Origin of the sequence: Anaerotignum sp., from assembly GCF_030625865.1 — a bacterium.
Taxonomy (GTDB): domain Bacteria; phylum Bacillota; class Clostridia; order Lachnospirales; family Anaerotignaceae; genus Chakrabartyella.
Genome location: NZ_DAOUQB010000001.1, coordinates 47705 through 62208, shown reverse-complemented (window position 1 = coordinate 62208; position 14504 = coordinate 47705). Strand labels below are relative to the sequence as shown.

At 39.8% G+C, this 14504-nt stretch carries 14 protein-coding genes; 4 read left to right on the top strand and 10 right to left on the bottom strand.

Annotated features, from left to right (window positions below; all coding sequences use genetic code 11):
• Positions 1 to 406 precede the first annotated feature (406 nt).
• The 3 genes from P9Q65_RS00275 to P9Q65_RS00265 form a co-directional block, all read right to left on the bottom strand.
• Positions 407 to 850 carry a hypothetical protein gene (locus P9Q65_RS00275; protein WP_304507077.1) on the bottom strand — a complete coding sequence of 148 codons (444 nt, stop codon included), beginning with the start codon at positions 848 to 850 and terminating at the stop codon, positions 407 to 409.
• Between the two features lie 27 nt (positions 851 to 877).
• On the bottom strand, positions 878 to 1693 hold the full coding sequence (locus P9Q65_RS00270) for a peptidylprolyl isomerase (protein WP_304507076.1): 816 nt from the start codon (positions 1691 to 1693) through the stop codon (positions 878 to 880).
• Between the two features lie 106 nt (positions 1694 to 1799).
• Positions 1800 to 2858, bottom strand: a complete 1059-nt coding sequence (locus P9Q65_RS00265) for an undecaprenyldiphospho-muramoylpentapeptide beta-N-acetylglucosaminyltransferase (RefSeq protein WP_304507075.1) — start codon at positions 2856 to 2858, stop codon at positions 1800 to 1802.
• 150 nt (positions 2859 to 3008) lie between these two features.
• Between P9Q65_RS00265 and P9Q65_RS00260 the strand changes: the two genes are divergently transcribed.
• From P9Q65_RS00260 to P9Q65_RS13355, 3 genes are all read left to right on the top strand, one after another.
• Positions 3009 to 3521: a hypothetical protein gene (locus tag P9Q65_RS00260; protein ID WP_304507074.1), complete on the top strand. Its 513-nt coding sequence runs from the start codon at positions 3009 to 3011 to the stop codon at positions 3519 to 3521.
• Positions 3522 to 3582: 61 nt separating this feature from the next.
• Entirely contained in the window at positions 3583 to 3993 is a 411-nt protein-coding gene (locus P9Q65_RS00255; RefSeq protein WP_304507073.1) for an HIT family protein, read from the top strand.
• A gap of 267 nt (positions 3994 to 4260) precedes the next feature.
• Entirely contained in the window at positions 4261 to 4854 is a 594-nt protein-coding gene (locus P9Q65_RS13355; RefSeq protein ID WP_442870827.1) for a lysoplasmalogenase family protein, read from the top strand.
• On the opposite strand, the gene P9Q65_RS00250 is transcribed toward P9Q65_RS13355, so the two are convergent.
• Positions 4802 to 5551 carry an acyl-[acyl-carrier-protein] thioesterase gene (locus P9Q65_RS00250; RefSeq protein ID WP_304507072.1) on the bottom strand — a complete coding sequence of 250 codons (750 nt, stop codon included), beginning with the start codon at positions 5549 to 5551 and terminating at the stop codon, positions 4802 to 4804. The two genes, P9Q65_RS13355 and P9Q65_RS00250, sit on opposite strands and share 53 nt — an antisense overlap.
• 18 nt (positions 5552 to 5569) lie before the next feature.
• Positions 5570 to 7042 (bottom strand): cardiolipin synthase, encoded by a 1473-nt coding sequence (gene cls / locus P9Q65_RS00245; protein ID WP_304507071.1) that lies wholly within the window; start codon positions 7040 to 7042, stop codon positions 5570 to 5572.
• A 201-nt stretch (positions 7043 to 7243) separates the two neighbouring features.
• On the opposite strand from cls, the gene P9Q65_RS00240 reads away from it, so the two are divergent.
• Positions 7244 to 7702 carry a hypothetical protein gene (locus tag P9Q65_RS00240; RefSeq protein WP_304507070.1) on the top strand — a complete coding sequence of 153 codons (459 nt, stop codon included), beginning with the start codon at positions 7244 to 7246 and terminating at the stop codon, positions 7700 to 7702.
• 147 nt (positions 7703 to 7849) lie between these two features.
• Here P9Q65_RS00240 and P9Q65_RS00235 read toward each other — a convergent pair whose 3' ends face one another.
• The 5 genes from P9Q65_RS00235 to recD2 form a co-directional block, all read right to left on the bottom strand.
• Positions 7850 to 8317: a TspO/MBR family protein gene (locus tag P9Q65_RS00235; RefSeq protein WP_304507069.1), complete on the bottom strand. Its 468-nt coding sequence runs from the start codon at positions 8315 to 8317 to the stop codon at positions 7850 to 7852.
• Between the two features lie 171 nt (positions 8318 to 8488).
• On the bottom strand, positions 8489 to 9514 hold the full coding sequence (gene add, locus P9Q65_RS00230; protein WP_304507068.1) for an adenosine deaminase: 1026 nt from the start codon (positions 9512 to 9514) through the stop codon (positions 8489 to 8491).
• 140 nt (positions 9515 to 9654) lie between these two features.
• Entirely contained in the window at positions 9655 to 11142 is a 1488-nt protein-coding gene (locus tag P9Q65_RS00225; protein WP_334307187.1) for a DUF1846 domain-containing protein, read from the bottom strand.
• A gap of 188 nt (positions 11143 to 11330) precedes the next feature.
• The gene (locus P9Q65_RS00220; RefSeq protein ID WP_304507066.1) at positions 11331 to 12038 is read right to left on the bottom strand and encodes a ComF family protein; all 708 of its coding nucleotides are present in this window, start codon (positions 12036 to 12038) and stop codon (positions 11331 to 11333) included.
• Entirely contained in the window at positions 12035 to 14287 is a 2253-nt protein-coding gene (recD2, locus tag P9Q65_RS00215; RefSeq protein WP_304507065.1) for an SF1B family DNA helicase RecD2, read from the bottom strand. The genes P9Q65_RS00220 and recD2 overlap by 4 nt, the downstream gene beginning before the upstream one ends.
• Between the last annotated feature and the right edge of the window lie 217 nt (positions 14288 to 14504).

Sequence of the window (14504 nt, the reverse complement as noted above, 5' to 3'; positions counted from 1 at the left end):
TTCTCATAGTCCACTACATAAATAATAAAAAAATATATATTAATAACCACGCTTTCCTGAGTAATTACAGGGTACCGATAAGGTCGACCCCCTCTAAAAAAGCGCAGTTCCTTCAAGCTTTTTTCAAGTTAGCAAAGAACAAATAGATGTGTTCCTGCGACCAAAAGGTCTTGAAACACCCTATTTTTCCAGAATGGTCAAAGCTCATCCTGCAGATTTTATTTGGGAAACTCTTGGTTTTCCAAACCCTTTCATTTTATAAAAAAAGTTTTCCATCAATCTGTAACCAAAATTTACTAAGTGGTTATAATTATTAAAAACCTACTGCAAAGTAAAAATTTTTCAATAAAAAGAGAGACTGCAAGCCTGGTTTTATCCCTTCTTGCAGTCTCCGTTGACTCCAATTTTATTCTGTTACATTGCCTTCCTCTGAAGTTTGGCTATCGTCATTGCCACCTTCTTCAATTTTTATAACCGGCAATTCATTTTCGTAAGAAAAGACTGCAGTTGTATTGTCCTCTAAAACAACGCCTTGCCAAATATCCTCCGTGCCATCCAAAAACTTCATTTCAACTTGCCAGCCATCCTCCGCTTTTGGTAATTCACCACTTAAGGATACCGGCATCTTGTAATTTTGCTTCCAAACCTCTTCCTGAAGCAAATTTTCCGACCAATCATACTCTTCATCAGGACGTACTCTTAATATTCCTACATCCTCACCTGTCTGGTTAATAAACTCCACCGAAACGTTCTTCCCTTGCCCCATGGGTTCTTCTTTCGCCTCGCTGCATGCAGTTAAGCCGAAAAGCATACCAAACACCATTACCCCAAGCCACAATTTCTTCTTCATCGCTTCTTCTCCTAACCGTAAATCCCTTTAACTTTGTGACTCATAGTTTAAAATTTCGACTTTTTCTATTACAATATCATTCAAAGGCTTATCGTTTTCAGTATCTACCTCCGTAGCAGCAATTTTGTCCACCACATCCATGCCCTCAAATACCTGCCCAAATATAGTATAAGGGCTGCCGAAAATATATTCAAGCTGAATACTCCCGCCGTGCTCCGTATAATAATCAAGTACAGAATCAGGGAACAATTGATTTAAGGTGTAGAATGTCTCGCCTATGGTAATACCCACTTCTTCTTTTTTATCTCCATCACTTGTTTGAGGAACTCTTGCTTGACGAATTGCATCAATACCTTGTTGTGTCACTTCTTTATTCTGAACAATAAAAAATTGGCTGCCGTTGGTATTTGGACCTCTGTTTGCCATCGCCAATGCCCCACGGTAAAAGTGAAGTTTGGGAGAAATTTCATCTTCAAAATCCTCACCCCAGCAACTTTCACCGCCGGTACCCGTTCCCGTAGGGTCTCCACCCTGAATCATAAATCCATCTATCACACGGTGAAAAATCACATCATTATAGTAACCAGACTTTGCCAAGGTTTTAAAATTTTCCACAGCTTTCGGTGCTTCTTCAGGATAAAATTGAAGCTTAATTACCCCTTCCGATGTGGTAATTACCGCAATTTCATCTCCTTCTTTTGGCATCTGCGCCTGTAAAATGGTTTCTGTTCCCGCTGAAACATTCTCGTTTGTTTCCTTTGTTGCATTTGTTTCCTTTGCAGAACAACTTGCTGCAAAAAGCAGCAAAGCTGCTGCAAAAACCACCGCAGCATACTTTTTCATGGCGAATCCTCCTTGTTGTTTACCTTTGCCACTGATTCTACAAATCACATTTTAGCATTTTATAGTTTTTCTTGTAATGTGTCAATTTATTTTTCTTAATTCTTTATTAAAACTTTTGAATTTGCTCTAAAACACCTTTTGTGCCATTGGATAAACCACTTTTTTCCATTTTTTCAATATATTTTTCTCGATTTTTATACAAGGTATGAATGTTTTCAACCAGTGCCCTTGGTGTCATTTCCTCCTCCGGCAATACCCTTGCAAACCCTTGCTTTGCAAAAGAAGCTGCATTTAAAATCTGATCACCTCGGCTGGCATTTTTGGAAAGAGGGATCAACAAATGAGGAATTTTCAATGCCAAAAACTCACAAATAGAATTACTGCCCGCCCGGGATACAATAAGGTCTGTAGCGGCAAATAGATCAGCCAGTCCTGTGGAAACATATTCAAACTGCTTATATCCCTTTTGGTGCAACAGGTCTTTTGACAAATTTCCTTTCCCACAAAGATGTATAATATCGAATTTCTCCAAAAGTGTGGACAGTTCTGCCCTAAGACATTGATTGAGCTTTGCCGCCCCCAGAGAACCGCCCATCATCAACAGCACCGGCTTGGTACCATCAAAGTCACATGCTGCAAGCCCCTTCTCCTTCTTCCCTTCAAACAATTCCCGCCGAATGGGTGAGCCTGTATGCACACCTTTTTTCTTAGTAATATGCTTCAAAGTTTCGGGAAATGTGGTACAAATCACTTTCGCCCAAGGCATAGCAATTTTATTGGCTAAGCCCGGGGTAATATCCGATTCATGGATAATGACAGGCACACCATTTGCCTTTGCTGCCAAAACCACAGGAACGGCAACAAATCCACCTTTTGAAAAAACCAAATCCGGTTTAATCTCTTTTATTTGCTTTTTGGCCTCAACCACTCCTTGCACTACGCGAAACATATCGCTGAAATTTTTTTTCGAAAGGTAACGCCGCAGTTTCCCCGTAGGGATGCTGTAATAGGGGATCCCCTCCCCTTCAATCAAGCTGCGCTCGATTCCTTTTTCCGAGCCAATATAAACAACCTCCCAGCCATCTTCTTTTAAAAACGGCAATAATGCCAAATTTGGCGTTACATGTCCAGCAGTTCCCCCGCCCGTCAACACGATTTTTTTCATGGTTTTCCCACCTTTATTTTACCTAGTTATCATTTATTATAGCTTATCAGAAAACCTTTTTGGTATCCACACTTATTTTATGCTCTTTCAGGCAAGAAAACAAACTTTTTCGCATATGATGATAGAAAAAAAGAAAAAGGAGCCTGACCGATGTATCCATATAACAGAAATACACAACGCTATAACGCAGTACTGGAAGCGAAAGAAAAAGCAAAGGAAGTTGCAAGGGAAGACCAAAAGGACACTTTGGCTGAAGATCGCCATCTGATGGAAGTTTTGTTCATGGCACAACAGGAATCCGGCGATATGGCAGAACGCTATGCATACCTTATGGCTGATCCTGATTTGGCATCATCCGCCAATGTATTAAAAGCAATGTATTTAGATGAATTAAAACATATCAATCAGTTAAAGGACGCATATTATCTTATTTCCGACAAACGAGACGACACAAAAATCACAGGCAAGGCCCCCGATGCATCAGGGCAGGAATTGCTGGAAGATACTCTTCTTTTGGAGATGGATAATGGTGACTTTTACCGTACTCTTTACCTGACAATGCCTACCCAGGAATTAAGGGATATCTTTTATGAAATCTCTTCAGACAAAATGAGTCACGGTAATGCTTTAACCTACTTATTTGCAAAATATTATGCGGGATAATACTGGGCAAGGCTGTCCTTTCGTGCTATACTGAAAAGAAAAAACGAAAGGAATGGCTGCCATGAGCGACTGTATATTTTGTAAAATCATAAACGGAGATATTCCGTCTGCCACAATATATGAAAACGAGGAATTTAAAGTGATTTTGGACAGATTCCCAGCAAACGAAGGGCATGTATTAATACTGCCCAAACAGCATTTTGCCAATATTTTTGATATTGATCCCCAACTAGCTGGCCGCCTGTTTGTTCTTGCAACAAAAATCGCAAGGGAAATGAAAAATGTCTTGGGCTTTGAACATTTAAACGTAATGCAGAATAACGGTACTGTTGCAGGTCAAACGGTATTCCATTTCCATTTGCATCTGATTCCCCGTTATGAAAATGATGGGATTACCATCGCCTATAAACCCATGGATTTGACGGATGCACAAATCGAGGATATGCGTAAAAAATTAGAGATGAGCCTGTAATTTTCTCATGCGGAAATGCTTGCTTCAAGAAGTTTTGTATTCAGTCGGAGTTCACCGACTGAATACATTGTAACAGTCCATGTAATAACTTCTCCAGACAAAGCCCCTATTGGAAAAACTCTCTATTCAAATTCAAGAGAAGAGAATAAGCGGGCTTTATTAAGTTTTCTAAAAATGCAACGATACTGTTTATTTTTTATTGAAGGACATTTTCTTTCCGGAATGTCCTTTCTGTTTTGGGGAACTCTAGTGTTGAGGTGCTAATTTATGGACAAAACAGATTATATCGTTTTATTTTCTTTTCTTATTCTATATTTTTTTATTACTTTTTGGGCTCAAAGTCCCTATATTAACTTTGTCAGATTTTTAGTGATTTGCCTATGTCTGATTCCAGCCTTTCGTCATGGCGTTTTTGGGGCAGCCTTTTTTACTGTAATAAGCGACTGCTTTTTGCTTTTCACTCCCTATTATAAAATTGGCGTTTATTTTTTCTGCCTTGTCCAACTATGTTATATCAACTTTTTTTCTGATAAAAAGCCACCCATTCTACTATTCTTCTTCAGCTTACTTCTTCTGGTGCTCCCCCTTCCAGTCATGGGAGGAATCTACGCTTTTCTTTTTTTCATACATGCCTTTCTTGCATTCTCTCTTTGGAAGCAAAAAAAGGCAGAGCCCTTTTGCGGGCTGTACCTTTTGGGATTGATTCTTTTTATTTGCTGTGACACTTTGGTTGCCATAGGCTATTTCACTGCCCCACAACCTATCCTTATTTGGATATTCTATGGGCCTTCTCAGCTGATTCTGGCCTTTAGTGCCAGAACGTTGCAATCTCAGTCAAAACCGTTTGTTCCTTATCCGTAATAAAGGTTAATATTTCTTTGCCGCCGTCCATATCATTCACATAGGTTTTCATGGAAACTTCGTCACCCCGTACACACTCTTTACGGTAAACAATACGGACGTCCACCAACTGCATCTCATCGTAAATTTCATCCGGCACGTCATCCATTGCCCACTCCAAATACTTTACATTATTTGCATGACCATTGGTATCCGTATCCCTTCTGGTAATAATCAAGGAATGATTTGCTATCACTTTACCCGCCCCTTCTTTCGGCATGAAAAACTTCTCTCCGGGAATTGCGGATTCCTGCCCAGAATGATAATTCAAAACCATCTCCTCCGGAATATTTTGGGGCTTACGCTTCTCCAAATCCATAAAAATCCAACGAGAATTGCCCCTAATAATGATTTCATTCTTTTCATCTAAAACATAAAAACATCTGATTGCCTGCATACGACGGCACTTTTCGCACCATGTTTGTATGGTAATGGTTTCTCCCAGCCTTGGCATTCTTGTTACCTCCAAATGCCAATTTACCACAGCCCAACCCGAATGTATCTCCGTTAAATACTCCACCGAATACCCTAAAGAATCCGAATGATTAATAGCCGCTTCCTGCAAATCGGAAAACAACGCCGCAGGGGTCATAAGTCTATTGCTATCCACTTGAAAATAGGATATTTTTCGACTTTCTTCATATCCAATCTGTTCCACTTCTACTTCCTCCATTTCTTAAAGCATCGGCGAAATTAATCTTGCCACTGCTTCCTTTACCTTAAACCACCATTTTCTTCTATAATACCAATCTTTGGTAATTTCTACAGAGCTTTCCAAATCCCGTAAAAAATCTGCTTCCAAAGTTCGTGTTAATGCAGCATCAAACATAAATGCATTCACCTCGAAATTCAAATCAAAGCTTCGCACATCCATATTGGCCGTGCCAACGGATGCAACCAAACCATCAATGCATAATGTTTTCGCATGAATAAAACCTTTTTCATATTGATAGCAGCGTACCCCAGCTTCCAAGAGCTCCCCTAAATAGGACATACTGGCCCAATATACAAAAATATGGTCAGGGTTACCGGGAATGAGAATGCGCACATCAATTCCAGATAACGCAGCAACCCGCAAAGCCTCAAATATCCCGTCATCTGGAACAAAATAAGGTGTAGTCAAATAAATATGATCCTCCGCCTCGTTCATCATTTTAAAATAACCATTACGAATATTTTTCCATTGGGTATCGGGTCCACTGGATACAATTTGAGTTTCTACGCCATCCCATTGTTCTCTTTCAGGGAAATATTTGTCCGAAAGAGGAACCTTACTGTCTTTTGCGGTAAAATTCCAGTCCATGACAAAACGAATTTGCATCTGATCCACTGCATCTCCTTCAAAACGCAGGTGCGTATCCCTCCAAGGGCCGTAACGCTTCACAATACCTAAATATTCATCCCCCACATTAAAACCACCGATATAGCCAATCTTGCCGTCAATAATACAAAGTTTTCTATGGTTTCTATAATTCAACCGCACAATAAACGGAGGCAAAAAGGCCGCCGTATAGCCTCCTGCCTCATGAAGCTCGTCGAAAAATTTTTTAGGCAATGCAGAATTGCCCATGCCATCGTATAAAAGACGTACCTCTACGCCTTCTTTGGCTTTTTTCGCCAGCTCCGCCAGCAAGCGCTTGCCAAGCTTGTCCCCCCGCCAAATATAATACTCCAGATGAATAAAATTTTGAGCCTTGCGAATATCCCGAACCAACGCTTCAAATTTATCTCTGCCTGTACTAAATACCGTTACTTTATTGTTAAATGTCATCCAGTTTCCGGAATTTAAATGCAAGTATGCCAAATCCGTTAAATATTCAGCTTCGACCAATCGACCTCTGTTTTGTATTAATGCCTTTTGCCGTTGAATTTTTTCTATGGAGTGGCGGTCATGAAATAAGTATTTAAAATAAACCTTTTGGTCATACTCTTCCTTCTCGCAAAACATCTTTTCCCGCTTGCCGTTTTTTCCGAATATCAAATAACTTAAAAATCCAAAAATCGGTATAAAAAACAACACCAATAACCATGCCCATGTGCTGGCGGGATTTCTGCGCTCAAAAAAGACCATCAGACCGGCTAAAAGCACGTTGATAACTAAAATAAGCAAAACCAAATAAGCCATCACCGTGAAAACCTGTGAACCCATGAAAGCCTCTCCCCTCTTATGTAACGAGTTTCTTGTAGTATACTATATTCTTCCAAAAATATGCAAGATATGATAGATGTAAAAAAAGTTAAATTTTCTTTTTTTCTACTTCCCTAAAAACAAAATCAATGTTAGAATAGATAAGTATGAAATGCAAATGCGCAAACATTTTTGTTTGTGCAAATTAAGGAGGAACTATTTGTGAACGGAAACTTTTCAGATGTATTGATTATTATTACTGTGGTATTAGCCATCATTGTTGCTGCTTTATACTATTTTAACAAGGTTAGTATGCGTAAAATGATACAGGCACAGGACTTTATAGACAATAACCGGGCAACCGTACAAATCTTTGTCATTGATAAAAAGCAAGAAAAACCATCTCCTTCCAATTTGCCCAAAGCCGTATATGAGCAAATGCCAAGAACCACAAAAATGCGTAAAGCCAATTTGGTTCGTGCAAAAATCGGTCCGCAAATTGCTACGCTTATTTGCGATAAACCTGTTTTTAATGTACTTCCTGTGAAAAAAAACATTAAGGTTGACTTGGCGGGAATGTATATTGTTGGTATTACCGGTATGAACTTGGAAAACAAAAAGAAGAAAACCCTTACAGAGAAAATGTCTCTTAATTTGAACCAAAAAATATCTAAAAAATAATATTCGCACATTAAAAACCTCTTTGTGATTACAAAGAGGTTTTTTTATAACAAACCAAAATACATAAAAACGGTTTCTACTGGGACTCTTTTCAAAGAAAATTTACAAAAAACCTTGATCTAAGTACGACCTTCTTATTCCTTTCCTTTAGCGGTTTAACCACCAAGCGCCAAAATTTAAATATGCCGCAAAACATAGCCATAAAATATATGGAATTTGCAGTTTTGCCGCCAACGGTGATATTTTTCCAAACGCCTTTGTCATTGCCAAAACCAGAATCAATAGTGCAACCAGCCAAATAAAGGCAAACAATCGCCATTCCAACGTAAAGAAAAAGAAGCTCCAACAAAAATTAAAAACAAGCTGGATAAAAAACAAAATTAATGCTGTTTTTTTCTTGTCCTCATTGGAGCAATATATCATGGCCGCTCCAATGCCCATCAAAATATAAAGAATGGTCCATGCCACAGGGAAAACCCATGCCGGAGGGGAGAGAGGTGGCCGATTCAAAACCTGATACCGGCTCATGGCCTCCATATTTAAAAAACCCGATAACGCACCTACCCCTAAAGACAACAAAACAAAAAATAAGCCGACTCCTTTTTTATTACACATGTCCTTTCCTCCTTTTTCAGGAAAACCAGTTATTTCTTACATCCATTATATTACATATCAAAAAAAACCATTCAACAAAGTTGTTTCATTCGATTCTCTTTCCATAAAAAACACCTCCATAGCGTCTGCCTGGAGGATATCTTTTGTATTACCTATTCTTTCATCGTTGGTTTACTTCCCTTTTTTGCAGTCTAAAATCCTTTTTTTCAAAGCCTCTTTCTCTTTCTCTCCTTGGAATGATGCTTCTGCGGCATACAAAAGCATTTGTATGATATCATCCTTGGTAAAGCCCATATCAATGATACAGTGATCGTATTCTTTATCTAAGGTTAAATCAAATAATGTCATGTTATCTGTATTAATGGTAACACGCATCCCCAAATCATACATCTTTTTCACATAATGCTCGCCATACCCCGTTGTACTTTGGCAACATACATTACTGGTAGGACAAATCTCAAAGGTTACACCCTCTTTCATTGCTCTTTCACATAATGCTGCATCCTCATAAATATGATGCCCATGACCCAATCTTTTTGCCCCCAAATTCATAGCCTCCCCTACGGTTTCAGGACCTTGGCTATCTCCTGCATGGCAGGTAAATGGCACTTCCAATTCCCTTGCCAAATCAAAAATAGGGGCAAAGTTTGAAAGGGGCACAATCCCCTCTGCGCCTGCCAAATCAAGGGCAACTACACCTTTACCCAAATAATCTTTTGTCAGGCGTACCGTTTCTAAATTTTCCTCCATATTTACCGTTTCCGGTCCAATACTCATGGCACACAAAATAATACCAATACCAACTTCGGAATGCCTCTGTAACCCAGCCTTTCTTCCGGCTAAAACTGCATCAATGGCATCCTTTTGAGTAAGGTCTTTTCTCGTATGAAGCTGAGGTGCAAAGCGAATTTCTGCATAAGCGACCCCTTCCTTTGCCAACCATCCAATGAGTTCCTCCGTCACCCGTTTTAAGGCCGCCTGATCCTGCAAAATCTGAACAGGAATTTCAAATCTCTCTAAACACTCATTCACATCCTTACAATTCTTAGGCACCATAATCAATGGAGTAAAACTTTCCAAATCCTTTGCCGGCACTGTAATTCCTTGTTCCTGCACCAACTCCCAAGCAGTCTCGGGTAAAATGGAGCCATCCAAATGTAAGTGTAAATCTATTTTCGGTAAATTGTATTTTCCCACACCAAAATCCTCCTTTTGTTCTATAAAATTAAATATATCATAACCGAAAATTCCACCTTATGTCAAAAAATAATCCCCTTTCATCAGACACTTTTTTGCCTAACAAAAGGGGATACTTTCACGTATAAAAAAACTTTTCTTTATTTATTACCGTGGAACAGCTTTTTCGTCTGATACTTTGGCTCACAAGTCAAATTCACACCAAGCTTTTGGAACACATTTTCATCCACATTTGAAAGAATTACAGAAGAATGAACCTCTGCACATTTTAACTTCTCTAACTGCTGCAATGCCAAATTTGCTTGTTCGTCCGTTGTGGCACTGATACAAAGGGCAATTAATATTTCGTCTGTGTGCAAACGAGGATTATGATTTCCAAGGTTATTGACCTTTAACTTCTGAATGGGCTCAATAACCGTAGGAGAAATCAGCTTCTCCTCTTTGGGAATGCCTGCCAAATTCTTCAATGCATTCAACAGCATTGCCGAGGATGCCCCCAATAAAGGCGTAGTTTTCCCTGTCACAATGGTTCCGTCAGGCAATTCAATTGCCGCCGCCGGCGCATTTGTTTCCTCTGCCCGTTTCACAGCCGCCGCAATCACAGGGCGATCGGCTACAGAAACACCAACCTGCTTCATTAATAATTCTAATCTGAAAAGAACATCCTCATCCAGATTGCCCTTTCTATGATCACAAAGGCCTTTATAATATCTGCGGATAATTTCGTTAGAAGATCCTTTTCGCACCGCTTCATCGTCAACAATGCAATTTCCAACCATATTTACCCCCATATCTGTGGGAGATTTATAAGGGGACTTCCCATAAATCTGCTCAAACATAGCATTGAGAACAGGAAAAACCTCTACATCTCGGTTATAATTAATAGTTGTCTCTCCATAGGCTTCCAAATGGAAGGGATCAATCATATTTACATCATTTAAATCCGCCGTAGCCGCTTCATAAGCCACATTCACAGGGTGACGCAAGGGTACGTTCCAGATGGGGAAGGTTTCAAACTTTGCATAACCTGCCTTTACCCCTCTTTTATTTTCATGATACAGCTGAGAAAGGCAAGTTGCCATTTTTCCGCTGCCTGGGCCAGGAGCCGTAATTACGATTAAAGAACGTTCTGTTTCGATATAGTCATTTTTTCCATATCCCTCGTCGCTTACAATCAAGGGAATATTTGCAGGATATCCGGCAATCGGGTAGTGTTTATAAACTTTAAGACCCAATGCTTCCAATTTTTTTTCATAGGCAATGGCCGCTGCTTGTCCATTGAATTGAGATAAAACAACGCTGCCTACATATAAGCCATACCCACGAAATGCATCAATCAAACGCAATACATCCATATCATAGGTGATTCCCAAATCTCCACGTACCTTGTTCTTTTCAATATCTCCTGCATTGATTACAATTACAATCTCTGCATCCTCCTTCAACTGGAGAAGCATATTTACTTTGCTGTCCGGCTTAAAGCCTGGAAGCACGCGTGAAGCATGGTAATCATCAAACAGCTTTCCGCCAAACTCCAAATACAGCTTTCCACCAAATTGCCCAATACGCTCTTTGATTCTTTCCGACTGCATTTTTAAATACTTTTCATTGTCAAATCCCATTCGCATCATTGCTTAATTCCCCCGAATTTCTCGTCCGTTTTTTTAACTACGGTATTAAATTATACTATTTTTTTTTATATATTACAAATAAAATTTAAAACCTTTTTCCATAAAAAAATTCTCTTTTCGTTTCAGACATTTCCATTCCGTCGTTTTAAAGAGAACCTTTATTATCATTTCAATTTGTTATTAAATTATTCTGTTACCGAAAGGCAGAATATTTCAACCTTTTTTGCCCCTTCACGGTATAATGCACGACTGCATTCATTTAACGTTGCCCCCGTGGTGAAAATATCATCTACCAAAAGAACACGCATATCTGTGCAGTCCTTCGCTGTGAAAACATTTCTTAAATTTTCATGGCGTTCCTTGGCCGAAAGCTTGCTTTGCGGCGTTGTTGCCTTTGTTCTGGCAAGAATGTTCTTTTGATACGCAATCCCGGTCATTTCACTAATAATTTTACAAAGAATATCCGCTTGGTTAAATCCCCGCTCTTTTTCTTTATGGGCATGGAGAGGAACCCCTGTGATAAAATCTATTTCCTCTATCCACTCTTTGTGATAAGAAAGCATAAACTCAGCCATGAGACGGCCAAATATTTTCCCATCATTCTTTGCCCCTTCAAATTTAAATCTTGCAATTCCATCTTTCAACGGTTCATAATAAAAAGTCGATATTCCTCGTTCAAATACAGGGATATTTTCCAAGCAAGAATGACATACCTCACCAAACTCCAATTCTCTGCCACAAAACTTACATCGGTTTCCCGTTAGGAAAGGGATTTTTTCTTCACAACCTTTGCAAATCCCATTTTCCCATTCTTCCATGGGCAGCAGCTCACCACATAACACACAGTAAGGAGGATACAGTACATTTAAAAACCCTTGCAATACGTTTTTCATGGCTGTACCTCCTGTTCATGCATAAAATCATATAGATTTTGTATCCGCTCCGCCAAACCCGTATATCGCCCAATCTCTCGATTATTTGCAATCATACTGTTTACCGTTTCCCTTAAACCCACAAGTACCACCAATTCCTTTGCACGGGTAATCGCCGTATAAAGTAAATTTCTGGTCATCAGCATAGGCGGACCGCTATAAACGGGTAGAATCACCACAGGATATTCACTCCCCTGAGATTTGTGAATGGTAATGGCATAAGCAAGTTCCAACTCCTCCAACTGGGTAAAATCATAATCAACGGTCTTTCCATCATCAAATAAAACTTGCACAATCTCATTTTCCTCGTCAATTTTTGTAATGCGACCTGCGTCACCATTGTAAATCCCTAAACCCTCATCAGTCCGTTTTCCTCCGCAATTATAGCAACACCAGACAATATTATAATTATTTTTAATCTGCATTACCTTATCGCCTTCCCGATAAGTTGTTTGGCGAAATGTCTTTTCCTTTTTTTTATGAGAAGGAGGATTTAAGGTTTGTTGCAATACCTGGTTTAAACCTTGAACCCCTAAAATTCCCTTCCGCATAGGGGTTAATATCTGCATATCAGCCACGCCGTCATGGCCGGTATACTTGGGTAAACGACTTTTTACCAACTCCTGTACCGTTGCCAAAACCTCCTGACCATATGCACGGCGCATAAAAAAGAAATCCGTTCCGCCTTCATTTAAAATGGGCTCTTCCCCTTGATTAATTCGATGGGCATTCATAATAATGGCACTTTCCTGTGCCTGTCGAAACACATGGCACAATCGAACCACACGCAAACGCTCACTGCGAATCATATCTTTTAAAACATTCCCTGCTCCAACGGAGGGAAGCTGATCCATGTCTCCCACAAAAATGACTGCCGTTCCTATTTCAACTGCCCGTAATAAAGCGTGCATCAAATGTAGATCAACCATGGAGGTTTCATCAATAATAATTACATCTCCTTCTATGGGGTCATCCTCATTTTTATCAAAAACCTGTCGGCGATTATCATCACTGACGAAAGTGGTACCCAATAGCCTATGAATGGTTTTTGCCTCCACGCCAGTGGCCTCTGTCATCCGTTTGGCGGCACGACCTGTGGGTGCAGCAAGCACCACTTCTTTTTCCTCTTTTTCCAGTAAACGTAAAATGGTATTTATGGTTGTGGTTTTCCCTGTACCGGGGCCCCCTGTAATAATCAGCACGCCACCGCTCACTGCCTCCATCACCGCCTGGCGCTGCTCCGGAGCCAACAATACACCTGTTTCCTTTTCAACCTGCTGTATCTGCTCTTCAAGAATATTTAAATCCACATCTTCACAGTCCATGGATAATTCCAATAGGTGTTTTGCCACCGCCATTTCTGCATAATAATAGAAGTTTAGGTAAACCGCCTCAATCTCTCCCATTCTTTCCTGCCAAATTTGGCTTTCCACCTGTAGTTCCCTGATAGCATTTTCCACAGAAAGAGGATGTAGTTCCAAAAGCTCCACTGCCTGGGCAACGAGTTTATCCTTGGGTAAAAAACAATCCCCGTTTCCTGCGGCCTGGTTTAAAACATATTTTACTGCGGCTTTTATGCGATTGGGGTCATCCTCTGCAATCCCTGCATGAGCCGCCATTTTGTCTGCCATTTTAAACCCAATTCCAAAAACGTCATCCGCCAAACGATAGGGGTTTGTCTTTACAATTTCAAACGTCCTGCTCTTATATCTTTTGTAAATACGCATGGTATACGCCGGAGAAACCTCAAAGCTCTGCAAAAACATCATAACCTTACGCAATTCCCGCTGTTCTTGAAAAATCTCAGAAATCCTCTGGGCTTTTTCATGGGTAATCCCCTTTATTTCCGTCAGCAAATCCGGCTTTTCCTCAATTACATAAAAAGAGGCATCGCCAAAGCGTTCCACTATTTTTTTTGATGTTTTCGGCCCCAAGCCTTTAATTAGCCCAGAGGCTAAATATTTTTCCATACCACTTTGAGAGGTTGGCATAAATTTTTCATAAAACTGAACCTGTAATTGCTTTCCATAAGCAGGATGATTATTCCAATTCCCTCTTACTTCCACATTCTCACCGGAATGAAGCATAGGAACAATGCCCACGCAGGTAACTTCCTCTTCTTCGGCAAAAATGGTAAAAACGGTATAACCGTTTTCTTTATTTTGAAAGATAATATCTCTAATCTCGCCTTTTAAAATTACGTCCTCCATGAACACCCCTCCTTCCCATAAAAATGCAAGTCCTAAACGTTCCGGAGACTCTGTCCCCAACCCGGCAAAGGATTTAAACACCTTTGCTACGCAAAGCCAGGAAATTTATAGCCTGCTTCTCTTGGGCGTGCAGTTTTGAAAAGTCTTTCTCCACACTTTATATTTGCAAATAAATATATTTTTGCTGAAAACACCACAAAATATATTTTTCTATTAT